Raw genomic sequence first — 11,987 nt, 5'->3', positions numbered from 1 at the left:
ACCTGAATCCATCTCGAACTCAGAAGTGAAACGAACATGCGCCAATGATAGTGTGAGGCTTCCTCATGTGAAAGTAGGTCATCGCCAGGGTCTTTTTACCAAAGCGGCTTCTTAGCCGCTTTTTTTTCTGCAAATCACTTCAATCACTTATAGCTACTCTTAATTGATTTTTATCGAACTTTAGTTTAAGGTAAATTTATTTAAATCAGGTCATGCTATGTTAGTCCAACGCATTTTGGATTTAATTAGGAGTGTTGAAGAGGTCGAAGAGCCAATTTTATGCGATGTATCACTATGTGATCATCTTTCAGTTTATTTTTCCAAAAGATCACCAGACGATAGTTTAAATAAGGATGACATTCAATTTCTACTTGATTGTTATAAAAGTCGCTGGGGGGTAATTATTGATAGTGAAAATGATTATACACTTAATCCTTCAAGTGTGAACCAACTTTGGATTGCTTTTGCCCGAGAACTGGAACCCTTAGCCAAACGAAGTTATTTAAAAATTTTAATACCTACTTTAATTAATGAAATCGATTTAAATGATTTTTCGCCACTCACTGAAACAGTAAATCTATTTAACTTTTATCTTGGTTATGGAGACAATACTTTATATAGAAAATTAAGTTTATGCAGGCATTTGGAGCGATGGCAATTCGCTTTATCTACATATAGAAATGTCTCTGACCGAACCTTGAGCGTGGTTACAATAGATGAGCTCGCCCGTTTAAAGTCATGCAAACAAACGACCAAAAAAGTGGCAATTGATTATGAAGTTTTTGACAATTTTTGGGATTTAATGAGGAAAAAGGTTTTCATGCATTTGCGCGATAATGGACAAATACCAATAGGTTTATTACCGCATTTGATGGAGTTAGTTGAACGATATTACTTTTTAAAATCAAATGGATTGGAATTTTCTATATTCAAAAATGATGTAAAAAATTTTTTTCGGCGCGTTTATGGATATGAATTAGCAGATGTGAATTCTTTATATGGAGTAAAAATCGAATATAAAGAAACAGAACAATATTTATTGGATTTATTTATTGATCTTCATACTGCGAGTAATTTTTCTGAGTTGGAATTGGGAATTCAAGCCCTATCCAAATGGTTGTTCCATTTTAATCCGGAACTAAAGGCTTCAAGTAAAGAATTAGAAAGCGTTTACGATGATTTATCTCAGAATGAAAAGCAATTAGTTATAGCAAATAACAGTCAAAATGGAGATTTTGTAAATTGTTGTCGTTTGTTAGTTTCTCTATTAACTACAAAATTTAAAGTTTCCACTGCGTTCACTAAAAAAACTTATAGTTTATGGGATACATCAAACACCATACTTCCTGAACTAGGAGATATTTTTACTATTTTACTTCCTTTAGTTATTTCAAACCGTCCAGATGCTTTAGCAGATGCTTATAAGGATATTATTAAGGACATTATTACTCCTGTTAGTGCCGATAAAAGTTGGTATACCTGGGCGACTCGTTCCGAAGAAACGATTAAATGGCTAGATCTGGTTAAGAACAATCGATTTAATGAAATTGGTACTTATTGGTTTGAACCAGAATTATTATTTTCTGCATTACTTCTCTTCAATACAAATCATCACTCTTTAAAAGCGCGTATTAATCTTCTTTTAGATGATATTATCCAAACATGTGCCCAGGATCAAAATGAATTAATGAAACAATTTAGAGTCAATATACTGTTTAATGAATTTCTCATGGGATTAAGTGTCCATCACCAGACCAATTTATTGAGATTAATAAAACTTTGTGATCCCAAACCAGCCAAAATAAATTTTCTTGATAACTGTGCTTCATATATTAATTACCGCTTGTCTCAATTAACGCAACTTCCTACAGAGACACGAACAGTACATTTCTTTTCGGGACTTTATCGGTTAGATAGCGCGAAATTATTTAAATTACCCCCAGATAAAAAAGATGTAGGTTCCATGATAGTGGAATATAAAAATCAATTGCTCACTCTTAACCTTGAGCCAAAAATTTCAGAAAAAATAGGTAAATATTTGCTTAAAATAGGACAGCCAATTTTGACAGTGGCACAAAAAGAAATGGCAAAAAGTGGCAGTCGCCCATTGGATTATATGGGTCAATATACCTAGAATGATTGTTATTGAATAATTCATTGAAGAATTGCGAATAAAAACTCCCTTTTCTATTTATGCTTAAACCATTTCTTTAATAATAATTTGATATGCTGTTTTTATTCAGCATCAGATCAGTTTAGTGATATGAAAGGCATTTTATTCCTTTATGTCGAGTTATCTGAATGAGTCATATTGAGCACAAAGCTTAATAAAATTTTCATAACGTTTGGTTGAAATCAACCCTTTTGTTACTGCATGAATAATGGCGCAATGAGGTGTGTCTTTATGGGTGCAATTGCGAAATTTGCATTGCGACAAATAAGGTCTGAATTCAATATATCCACGCGTAATTTCAGACATATCGATATGCCATAAACTAAACTCTCTTACTCCTGGTGAATCAATCAATGCTCCGCCGCTAGGTAAATGATAATAGCGAGAGTTGCTGGTAGTATGTTGACCTAATTCTGAAATTTCGGAAAGCTCTTTGGTGGCAATATTCTGTTCATGAGGCAAAATCCTGGCAATGAGAGAAGATTTGCCTACGCCTGATTGACCAACAAAAACACTAATTTGATGATTAAGTACCTGTTTTAATTGTTCTAACCCGGTTGAAGAGTGTTGGTTCATTAATAAAATAGGGTAATCTAAATTATCATAATGTCCGAAAAGTTGTTCTTTTAATGGTTCACAAGGTAAATCAGTTTTATTTAGTAAAATAACTGCATGCAATTGTAGTGTTTCTGCCATAACCAGATAACTATCGAGTAAAGGCCAAGATGTTTCGGGTTTGGTAGCAATAACAATAACCAGTTGCGTAATATTCGCAGCAACTGGTTTTTTTAAACCAGCACTCGTTGGTTTTGCTAAAAGACTACTACGAGGATAAAGGCTGACTACCACACCTTGATTTTTTCCTTCCATTTGCCAGATCACTTTATCTCCAGCAACCAAGGTTTCAAGATTAGGCCTGATGGAGCAACGAATGTGATTCCCTTCATTATCTTCCACTTCTACATGTTTGCTAAATCGAGTAATCACTAAACCTTCTATAAGGGCAGCATCACTTTTCTTATGCTGATGATAATCTTGTTGTATTTTTTCAATTCGTGTCGATTGTTGTTTGCTAATACGTCTTTTACTCATAGTTCGGATCTATAATATAATGTGCTTCCCGATTTTTAAGATATGATCAGGGCTAAATAAACATACAGTATGAAGGTAAATTTAATTTAATGAAAGTATACTTAGTTGGTGGTGCTGTTCGTGATCAATTATTGAACCTGCCTGTAAAAGAGCGTGATTGGGTTGTAGTCGGCTCGAGTCCGGATGAGTTATTACAAAAAAAATTCAGGCAAGTTGGACGTGATTTCCCTGTTTTTTTGCATCCAGAAACAAATGAAGAATATGCGTTAGCGCGAACAGAACGAAAATCAGCTCCTGGTTATTATGGCTTTTCTTGCGATTTTAGTAAGCAAGTCACTTTGGAAGAAGATTTAGCACGGCGTGATTTGACAATTAATGCAATCGCTATGGATGAGCAAGGTCAACTCATCGACCCCTATAATGGGCAACAGGATTTAAAAAGAAGGTTACTGCGCCATGTTTCTCCTGCATTTGTTGAAGATCCTGTACGTGTATTGCGTGTTGCTCGTTTTGCAGCACGCTTTCACTATCTAGGCTTCAAATTGGCCGATGAAACACGTTCACTTATGTATACCATGGTTAGAAGAGGAGAGTTAGCACATTTGGTTGCGGAACGTGTTTGGCAAGAATGGCAACAAAGTTTAGAAGAAAAAAATCCAGAGCAATTTATTTGGACTTTGAGATCGTGTGGCGCATTACGTGTTATTTTGCCTGAAATTGAAGCATTATTTGGAATACCTAACCCATATCGATATCATCATGAAGTGGATAGTGGTGTTCATAGTTTATTTGTTGTACAAGCAGCAGTGGCTTTAACAAATGATCCAATCATACGTTTTGCGGCTTTGGTTCATGATTTAGGTAAAGCTTTATCGCCTATGGATAATTGGCCTAGCCATCATGGTCATGAAGAGCGGGGGGTAGCCATAATTCAATCGTTGTGTACTCGTTTGCGAATTCCAAATGATTATCGCAATTTAGCAGTTATGGTTTCACGGTTTCATTTAACTATTCATCGTTTGTTCGAATTGCAAGCAGCAACCATCGTAAAACTGTTAGAACAGAGTGATGCATTTCGTCGTTCAAAGCTATTTTATAATATGTTAATTGCGTGTCAGGCTGATGCAGAAGGTTGCGGTAAAACTGTTAATTACAGTCAGAGTAAATTATGGAGTTATTTGTTAGAAGAGTGTGCTAAAGTAAATACTAAAACAATAGTAGCAGAGGGTTATGAGGGAGAAGCTATTAAGCAAATTCTTCATCAAAGACGAGTGGCATGTGTTGAATTGATATTAAATTCTTGGAAAGCAAATGAAAAATAATCAAAACTTAATTTGGATAGATTTGGAGATGACAGGGCTTAATCCTGAGCAGGATAGAATTATTGAGTTGGCTACTGTTGTGACAGATCCCCATCTAAATATTATTGCTGAAGGGCCTGTTTTTGCTATTTCTCAGTCAAAAGTATTGCTCGATGGCATGGATTCTTGGAATACAAAGCAGCATGGTCAATCGGGTTTGGTCAAACGCGTACTTGAAAGTGATGTAAATGAGGCACAAGCAGAAAAACGGACTATTGAATTTTTAAAACAGTACCTTGATAAAGGAAAGTCACCTATGTGTGGCAACAGCATATGCCAGGACAGGCGATTTCTCTATAAATATATGCCTGATTTAGCTTCCTTTTTTCATTACCGCAATTTGGATGTCAGCACACTTAAGGAGCTTGCAGTACGCTGGCGGCCTGAATTATTAAATGGAGTTGTGAAGGAATCAAAGCACCTCGCATTGGACGACATTAAAGATTCCATTGCAGAGTTAGTATATTATCGTAAACATTTTATAAATTTGCTGGATGTAACAAAATGATACAAAGAGAACGATTGGAATTACCTAATAAAGCAGATAAATTATTGTTGCATTCATGTTGCGCACCTTGTTCTGGTGAAGTGATGGAAGCGCTAATTGCTTCTGAAATTGATTTTACTATATTTTTCTATAATCCTAATATTCATCCAGTACAAGAGTATGAAATTAGAAAAAATGAAAATGTCAATTTTGCCAAAAAGCACAATATCCCTTTTATAGATGCAGACTATGACAAGGATAATTGGTTCGTTCGGGCTAAAGGCTTGGAATGGGAACCTGAACGCGGAAAGCGCTGCACCATGTGTTTTGATATGCGTTTTGAACGCACTGCTTTATATGCTTTCGAACATGGTTTTCCTGTGATTAGCAGCTCTTTAGGTATATCACGCTGGAAAGATATGAATCAGATTAATGATTGTGGTGTTAGAGCTGCCAGCAAATATCCTAATCTAGAATATTGGACTTACAATTGGCGAAAAAACGGTGGTTCAGAGCGTATGTATGAAATTGCCAAGCGTGAAGAATTTTATAAACAAGAGTACTGTGGCTGTGTTTATTCTTTACGTGATACCAATGCATGGCGTAAACAAAAAGAACGCAACCGAATTAGAATTGGTGTTAATTATTATTCTGAAAGTAATGAAGGTACATCATGAGCAGACACTCACATAGTGAATCGCATCATCACCACCATCATCATCATCATGGGAATAACAAAGACGCAGTAACTTATAATAAAGCGTTTATTATTTCCATCATTGCAAATGGTTTGTTCGTTGTGTTGCAAATAGTTTTCGCATATGTAGCCAATTCGACCAGTTTGCTGGCTGATGCATTTCATAATCTGGGTGATGTATTAGGTTTGATGCTGGCATGGGTTGCCACTGTTCTGATGAAACGTGCACCCACTATGAAAGCAACTTATGGTTTAAAAAAGACTTCGATACTCTCTGCTTTGGCAAATGGAATTTTATTAGTTTTTACATGCGGTATTATTGCTACGGAAGCAGTATACAAGTTATTTTCTCCAACAGAGATCCAGGCGCTATCGGTCATGCTCGTTGCTGCTGTTGGTATTGTGATTAATGCGACTACTGCATTATTATTTATACGTGGTTCTTCAGATTTAAATATTAGAGGTGCTTATCTTCATTTGCTCTATGATGCTTTGGTTTCAGTAGGCGTTGTGCTATCGGCCGCATTACTCTATTGGACTGATTGGCTTTGGATAGATCCTGTAGTAGGTTTACTCATCGCAATTATTATACTTAAAGGAACCTGGTCTTTATTTACAAGCAGCTTCAGATTAATTATTGATGGTGTTCCTGAGCATATTTCCTGGACCGAGGTTAGTGAATTCTTGTTAAATAAGCCTGGAGTGACCGATTTTCATGACTTACACATATGGGCGATTAGTACCCAGGAAAATGCGATGTCAGTTCATTTGCATATGCCTGATGAACCACTTTCTGACTCATTAAGAGCTGAGTGGGTGAAACAATTACGTCACCAGTTTAATATCCAACATGTGACGATTCAGGTAGAGCGCACGGCAACAGACTGTAGTGATGCATGTCATAATCCCGGTTTTTTATGATGTGAACGCGTGCTGGATGTTGAGTTAGCTGCAAGAGTTATCATCATGACACTCATGGTTTAGCTTGACTGACGGAGGGTTACCTAACCAATAATATGATACCCGCTATCAATATAAATGACGTCGCCGGTAATGTTTTTTGCATAGTTGCTGGCAAGAAAAGCAACCATTGCACCGACATCATCGATATCAACCAATGATTTAAGGGGCGATTTTTCTTTTGTATGCTGGATTAAAGCATCAAACTTCTCAAGCCCTGAAGCTGCACGTGTTTTAAGAGGTCCAGGAGAAAGTGCGATTACTCGAATTTGATGTGGACCTAGTTCTACAGCCATATAGCGCACAGATGCTTCCAATGCCGCCTTGACTGGCCCCATGAGATTGTAATTTTCAACCACTTTTTCAGCGCCATAGAATGACATGGCAAATAATGAGCCCCCATTTTTCATAAGTGGTTTAGCGAGATTGGCCATGCGAATAAAAGAGTGGCAAGAAATATCCATAGCCATGAGAAATCCTTCTTTAGAACACTCATATACAGGTCTTTGTAGATCCTGTTTTGGCGCATAAGCAATGGAATGGATGACTATATCAAGTTGTCCCCATTTTTTGTCGATTTCCAAAAATAAATTACCTAAATCATGCTCTTTGGTGACATCACATTCACAATAAACAGCAGGTTTAAGCTCACTTGCGATTTTATCTACGAATGGCTTTGCTTTTTCATTCAAATAAGTAATTGCGAGTTCAGCCCCTACACTTTTCAATACGCGGGCACAACCAAAAGCAATTGATCTGTCATTGGCAATCCCGATTATTAAGGCTTTTTTTCCTGCAAGTAATGTACTATCCATTTTTCATAATTCCTTAATCTTGTCTTAGTATAGAGCATGAATCAGATTGTAATCAAAATTTACAATCAAAGACTAAAATGTAACCTAAAATAGCCTATACTATTTGCAATAGGCAATCTACCCTTAAAGCTGCACTAGATTATGGACGCGCCAATACAATAACGAGGGAATGCAATGAGTAATGTTCATTATAAAAATGTTCATGAAATTACTGGGGATATTCTTAAGGTTATTGTTCCTTCGATACAGGGTGCCGCTGCAATTTCAGTTCCCAGGCTTGATGATTTAGCCTTGATTCATACCCAAAATGGATTATTGCTTTCTCAAATTACCCATCTAGAGAAAGAAATCGTGACCTTGCAAGTGTATGGGGGTACGAAGGGACTATCAACAGATGCTTCAGTGACTTTTCTTGGCCATCCGATGCAAGTGACTTACTCTCCTAATATTCTTGGAAGGGTATTTAATGGAGTGGGTCAACCAATTGATGGCGGACCTAAGTTAGAGCAAGATGATAAAACACCTATTCGTACAGCAACAGTAAACCCTACTCGTAGAACTCTAGCCTCTAAAATGATTCGTACCAATATACCTATGATCGATATTTTCAATTGTTTGGTGGAAAGTCAAAAAATTCCCATATTTTCAATTGCAGGCGAACCCTATAATGAATTATTGGCAAAAATTGCAACCCAGGCAGAAGCAGACATAATAGTTTTTGGTGGTATGGGTTTGTTATTTGATGATTATTATGCATTCCGTAAAACATTTGAGGATCATGGTTCTATAGCCAGGACAATTATGTTTGTGAATCAGGCTTCAGATTCTATTTTAGAACGGTTGCTTATTCCGGACATGGCATTAGCAGTTGCTGAGAAAATGGCTATAGAAGAGGGTAAAAGAGTCCTTGTTTTATTAACTGACATGACTGCTTTCGCGGATGCATTGAAGGAAGTCGGTATTGCTATGGAGCGAGTTCCTTCGAATCGAGGATATATGGGTGATCTGTATTCTCAATTGGCGAGGCGCTATGAAAAGGCTTGTGATTTTCAAGGGGCAGGTTCGGTCACCATTCTGTCTGTCACCACTATGCCTGGTAATGATGTAACCCATCCTGTTCCCGATAATACAGGTTATATTACCGAAGGACAGCTTTATCTGCATTCAGGTTCTATTGATCCGTTTGGCTCATTATCCCGGCTTAAACAGCACGTGATAGGAAAACAGACTCGTGAAGACCACGGTCAAATTATGAATACGATGATTCGTTTTTTTTCGGCTGCTTGTGAAGCAGAACAAAAACAAGCTATGGCATTTGAAATCTCTGAATTTGATTCACGGTTACTCAAATTTGGTTGTTTATTTCGTAAACGATTTATGGATATTAAAGTTTCTATTCCTCTAGAAACGGCGTTGGATTTGTGTTGGCAAACACTTGCAGAATGCTTTCATGAAAATGAATTGCTCATGAAACAAGAGTTAATTGCCAAATATTTTAATACCAATGTCCATACACAAGCGGATGCTAATTATGTTGCAAATCAAACTCAATAAAGCATCGTTAAGCCTCGAACTGAAAAATCTAAAAAATTATCAGAGATTTTTACCTTCATTGGAATTGAAAAGGAAAAAATTATTATCAGAACGAAATCGTGTTGATGCTCAAATTAATGAATTAACGCAAAAGAAACAAACTTTGGAAAAAAACATTCAAAATGACCTGCCTATGATCGTAAGTAGCATGAACATTATTAGCCAATTCATTCAGATCAAAAAAATTTCTCTTACTGAGGAAAATATTGTGGGTGTTAAGTTACCTATCTTACATGCAATTATTTTTAACCCTACGAATTACGTGTTTTTCAACACGCCACAATGGTTTGAAAAATTAATTGATCTCCTATATGAAAAAATAGAATTACAACTGCGTTTACAGGTTGCAACGAAGCGACAACTATTATTGGCAAAAGCGATTCAAACGGTAACACAACGAAAAAACCTTTTTGAAAAAGTATTAATTCCTAGAGCCTTAAATAATATCCGGTTGATCCAGATTTTTTTGGCGGACAATGAGCGTGCTGCAGTAGTCCGATCGAAAATCGCTAAAAAGAAAGGATATCGGAATGAGTATTGCCGCCTTCAAAAAAGTAAGTATTCTTGGACCTCACCAAGATAAAGTAGACATTTTGAATTCGTTGCAAGAATTAGGTTGTATGCATTTAATTGCAATTAATCCACCCAGCAAATCGGCATTAACAACAACGACAACAACCTTATTGGATCAGATTAAAGCAGCGTTGTTTTATCTGAACAATGCCCCGGAATTAGGACATCCCCGTTTCATCGGAAAAGATTTTAATCCAGATCTTGTAGTGCAAAAAATTTTAGCTAATCAGCATGATTTAAGGATCGCCATTGATCGACGCGATTTTCTAATAACACGAATTCGTGAAGTCTCTGAGTGGGGGTATTTTACATTACCTGCTGAGAAAGATTTAAACGGAATCAAGCTCTGGTTTTATAAAGTCCATTTGAAGGAAATTGCCCGAATTCCTAAAGATTTTACTGTACAGGAGGTGCATCGAAATCATCGTTATGCTTTTATTATTGTGCTGGCAGAACAAGAACCACTGAAAGAGCAATTTCCTTTTCAACGCATTCATACGGGTTCGGTTGCCTTATCGAAATTGCATGTTGAATTGGATGAACTGAATGAAAAAATCGATGATCTCATTGATGAGCAACGTAATTTAACACGCTATCGTTACCTGCTCGCCCGCGAAATAGCTCAATTTTCCGATAGGACCGAATTGCATAAAGCGTTAAATCAGACCCAAGACCATGAAGGGTTTTTTCTAGTACAAGCGTGGGTACCTCATTCTGAATTATCACGTATCACTGATTTTTGTGCCCAACATCAATTAGGCATAACCATCGAACATCCTTTGCCGGAGGAGTTGCCGCCTACTCTTCTTGAATCACATCCCTGGCTACAGGGTGGCGCAGAGCTGGTTAATTTTTATCAAACACCTGGCTACCATAGCCTTGACCCTTCGCTTATGGTTTTCTTTTCTTTTCTTTTCTTTTCTTTTCTTTTCTTTTCTTTTCTTTTCTTTTGCAATCTTTTTTGCCATGATTCTTGCAGACGCAGGCTATGGGGTTCTATTGACTTTATTCACATTGTTTTGGTGGAAGAGGCTTGGACGATACAATGGGGCTGCCTGGTTAAAACCTTTATTAGTCGTCATTAGTATTTTTTCAATTGTATATGGCGTGATGCTTGGGAGCTACTGTGGGGTTGAACCCAAAGAGGGAACGTGGTTAGCGAAGTTAAAAATTATTGATATTAATAACTTCAACTTAATGATGATGCTTGTTCTTTTTATAGGATGTCTCCATATTTGTATCGCCAGTGGCATGCGGGCGTGGTTTACTCAACATCGCAATGAGCGAATTCAATCTTCCGGGTTTATCTTATTGATTATTGCGGCATTAATGTATTCCATTGGGCTAATGAAACATAGTAGTACAATCACCAAATATGCATTTGTCTTTTTCATTATTAGTTTGTTTCTGATCATGATTTTTGCCTCCAATGAGCCTATTATTAGCTATAGGAGTTTATTCAAGAGAATCATATATGGCTTAGGTGCATTAACAGAATTGCCTTCATTATTTGGAGACATTCTCAGTTACCTTCGCTTATTTGCATTAGGATTAGCAGGTGCTTCGCTGGCAGTTACCTTTAATTCCATGGCACACCATATGACACAATCTGGTAAACCCAGCAGTTGGGTATTAGCCGTTATTATTTTATTTATTGGCCAAACTATGAATGTACTTTTATGCCTCATGAGCGCAGTTGTCCATGGGCTTCGTCTCAATTACATCGAGTTTTTCAAATGGAGTATCAAAGAGGACGGACATTCTTATCAACCATTTAAGAAACAGGAGATTTCCCATGAATGACTTCATGGTATTGTTGGGATGGGTGGGTATATTTGCGCCTATGGCATTAGCAACAACGGGGAGTATCTATGGTTGTGCGATTGCAGGGCAAGCAGCGATTGGGGTTATGCTCGATACAGAAAGTGGCTATGGGAAATACATTGGTGTTTCGGTGCTTCCTTCTACACAGGCTATTATGGGAATAGTAATTATGTTTGCCCTTAATCGAACAGTAACACCACAAATTGCAGGAGGACTCTTTGGTATAGGTTTACTTTCAGGAATCGCTTTAATGATCTGCGGTATACAAGAGGGCCATTGTTGTGCCAGTGCCATCAATGCAACTAAAAATAAACCTGAAATATTTGGGTTATCTATTGCTCCAGCAGCAATTGTAGAAGGGTTTGCCGTATTTGTATTTGTATTTTCCCTGGTATTAAGTAATGGAATATAG

The 11,987-nt window shown here is 37.1% G+C and carries 12 protein-coding genes and 1 rRNA gene; 11 read left to right on the top strand and 2 right to left on the bottom strand.

Annotated elements, in window-relative coordinates:
• Both rrf and EKG34_RS11790 read left to right on the top strand, forming a co-directional pair.
• Positions 1-90: ribosomal RNA gene (gene rrf / locus EKG34_RS11795) — 5S ribosomal RNA — on the top strand; the annotation flags it as partial.
• A gap of 127 nt (positions 91-217) precedes the next feature.
• A complete protein-coding gene (locus EKG34_RS11790) occupies positions 218-2,134 on the top strand; it encodes a hypothetical protein (RefSeq protein WP_003633323.1) in 1,917 nt (638 codons plus the stop codon).
• 159 nt (positions 2,135-2,293) lie between these two features.
• On the opposite strand, the gene rsgA is transcribed toward EKG34_RS11790, so the two are convergent.
• The gene (gene rsgA, locus EKG34_RS11785; protein ID WP_003633322.1) at positions 2,294-3,265 is read right to left on the bottom strand and encodes a small ribosomal subunit biogenesis GTPase RsgA; all 972 of its coding nucleotides are present in this window, start codon (positions 3,263-3,265) and stop codon (positions 2,294-2,296) included.
• 89 nt (positions 3,266-3,354) lie between these two features.
• On the opposite strand from rsgA, the gene EKG34_RS11780 reads away from it, so the two are divergent.
• The 4 genes from EKG34_RS11780 to EKG34_RS11765 are packed head-to-tail and all read left to right on the top strand — an operon-like array spanning position 3,355 to position 6,731.
• A complete protein-coding gene (locus EKG34_RS11780) occupies positions 3,355-4,587 on the top strand; it encodes a multifunctional CCA addition/repair protein (RefSeq protein WP_003633321.1) in 1,233 nt (410 codons plus the stop codon).
• On the top strand, positions 4,577-5,134 hold the full coding sequence (gene orn, locus EKG34_RS11775) for an oligoribonuclease (RefSeq protein WP_003633320.1): 558 nt from the start codon (positions 4,577-4,579) through the stop codon (positions 5,132-5,134). Before EKG34_RS11780 ends, orn begins: the two co-directional genes overlap by 11 nt.
• Entirely contained in the window at positions 5,131-5,790 is a 660-nt protein-coding gene (locus EKG34_RS11770) for an epoxyqueuosine reductase QueH (RefSeq protein ID WP_003633319.1), read from the top strand. Before orn ends, EKG34_RS11770 begins: the two co-directional genes overlap by 4 nt.
• The gene (locus EKG34_RS11765) at positions 5,787-6,731 is read left to right on the top strand and encodes a cation diffusion facilitator family transporter (RefSeq protein WP_003633318.1); all 945 of its coding nucleotides are present in this window, start codon (positions 5,787-5,789) and stop codon (positions 6,729-6,731) included. The genes EKG34_RS11770 and EKG34_RS11765 overlap by 4 nt, the downstream gene beginning before the upstream one ends.
• Positions 6,732-6,814: 83 nt before the next feature.
• On the opposite strand, the gene fabI is transcribed toward EKG34_RS11765, so the two are convergent.
• Positions 6,815-7,585, bottom strand: coding sequence for an enoyl-ACP reductase FabI (gene fabI / locus EKG34_RS11760; protein WP_003633317.1), 771 nt, complete (start codon positions 7,583-7,585; stop codon positions 6,815-6,817).
• 174 nt (positions 7,586-7,759) lie between these two features.
• On the opposite strand from fabI, the gene EKG34_RS11755 reads away from it, so the two are divergent.
• Genes EKG34_RS11755 through EKG34_RS11740 form a run of 5 tightly spaced genes read left to right on the top strand, consistent with a single transcriptional unit; the run spans position 7,760 to position 11,987 of the window.
• On the top strand, positions 7,760-9,139 hold the full coding sequence (locus EKG34_RS11755; protein ID WP_003633315.1) for a V-type ATP synthase subunit B: 1,380 nt from the start codon (positions 7,760-7,762) through the stop codon (positions 9,137-9,139).
• Entirely contained in the window at positions 9,117-9,761 is a 645-nt protein-coding gene (locus tag EKG34_RS11750) for a V-type ATP synthase subunit D (RefSeq protein WP_003633314.1), read from the top strand. The genes EKG34_RS11755 and EKG34_RS11750 overlap by 23 nt, the downstream gene beginning before the upstream one ends.
• Positions 9,709-10,836, top strand: coding sequence for a V-type ATP synthase subunit I (locus tag EKG34_RS18615; protein WP_223800093.1), 1,128 nt, complete (start codon positions 9,709-9,711; stop codon positions 10,834-10,836). Before EKG34_RS11750 ends, EKG34_RS18615 begins: the two co-directional genes overlap by 53 nt.
• A complete protein-coding gene (locus tag EKG34_RS18610; RefSeq protein WP_226910769.1) occupies positions 10,751-11,554 on the top strand; it encodes a V-type ATPase 116kDa subunit family protein in 804 nt (267 codons plus the stop codon). Before EKG34_RS18615 ends, EKG34_RS18610 begins: the two co-directional genes overlap by 86 nt.
• A complete protein-coding gene (locus EKG34_RS11740) occupies positions 11,547-11,987 on the top strand; it encodes an ATP synthase subunit C (RefSeq protein WP_003633313.1) in 441 nt (146 codons plus the stop codon). The genes EKG34_RS18610 and EKG34_RS11740 overlap by 8 nt, the downstream gene beginning before the upstream one ends.

It is taken from the genome of Legionella longbeachae, from assembly GCF_004283175.1.
GTDB classification, from domain to species: Bacteria; Pseudomonadota; Gammaproteobacteria; order Legionellales; family Legionellaceae; genus Legionella; species Legionella longbeachae.
Note: the sequence above shows the minus strand (reverse complement) of the source record. Positions and strands in the feature narration are given on the sequence as shown.